Genomic DNA, 351 nt, shown 5'->3' with positions numbered 1-351 from the left:
GCATGGGTAATCGTCGCCTGTCGATCCGGCCCTTCTTTGAGCTGCTGGGTGAGCACTGCAAGAAGATAGAGGCGGTGGCCATGGACATGAATACGGCCTTCGACCTCGAAGTGAAGCAACACTGCCCCCAGGCCGAGGTGGTGTATGACCTGTTCCATGTGGTTGCCCGCTTCGGGCGCGACGTTATCGACCGTATCCGGGTCGACCAGGCTAATGCATTGAACCACGACAAGCCAGCCAGAAAGGTAGTCAAACAGAGCCGTTGGTTACTGCTGCGTAATAAAGCCAATCTGAAAGAGGAGCAGGCGGTCAGGCTGCAGGAACTGCTTGATGCCAATCAGCCGCTGGCAA

The 351-nt window shown here is 56.7% G+C and carries 1 protein-coding gene; it reads left to right on the top strand.

The genetic code is table 11. The annotated features are described in order from the left end of the window. Positions 1-351: transposase (locus C7H85_RS19325; RefSeq protein WP_146140491.1), on the top strand; the 351-nt coding region annotated here is incomplete at both ends.

The organism is Zobellella endophytica (assembly GCF_003012775.1).
Taxonomy (GTDB): Bacteria; Pseudomonadota; Gammaproteobacteria; order Enterobacterales; family Aeromonadaceae; genus Oceanimonas; species Oceanimonas endophytica.
The sequence above is the reverse complement of the archived record's forward strand: the minus strand, read 5'-3'. Positions and strand labels throughout refer to the sequence as shown.